This is a genomic window from Ancylomarina longa (genome assembly GCF_003996985.1).
Taxonomy (GTDB): domain Bacteria; phylum Bacteroidota; class Bacteroidia; order Bacteroidales; family Marinifilaceae; genus Ancylomarina_A; species Ancylomarina_A longa.
The window spans coordinates 1-436 of record NZ_RJJX01000244.1; the positions used below are offsets into that span (position 1 = coordinate 1).

The following is a 436-nucleotide window of genomic DNA, read 5'->3' on the forward strand; positions in this document are numbered from 1 at the left end:
CCCTCACCTAGTGCTGGATTACCGGATTATGAATATCTTGAACTTTACAATACTAAAGATTATCCTATAGTCATTACAAATTGGAGGTTGAAATTTGCAGATAAGGAATGCCTGTTGGGCGTGGATACAATTCCTTCTCARGGATATATCCTATTGTGCTCAACTGGTGCAAAGGAATCTTTAACTGCTTATGGAAAAGTATTGGGAGTAAGTAATTTTCCCAGTTTAACCAATACCGGAGGAAATTTGGAAATTGAATCTGGAATCGGAGAAGTTATTGATCAGATTAACTATTCTGATATATGGTATAAGTCTGCAGAGAAAAGCGAAGGCGGTTGGTCTTTGGAGCGAATTGATCCGATGAATACATGCAGTACTTTTGGGAACTGGACGAGTTCCCTTTCAACAACAGGTGGAACACCAGGACTTAAGAACT

General features: G+C 39.1%; 1 protein-coding gene. It reads left to right on the forward strand.

Translation table 11 applies throughout. From position 1 onward, the window contains the following. The coding region (locus tag DLK05_RS17715; RefSeq protein WP_235832032.1) for a lamin tail domain-containing protein at positions 1-436 on the forward strand (436 nt) is incomplete at both ends.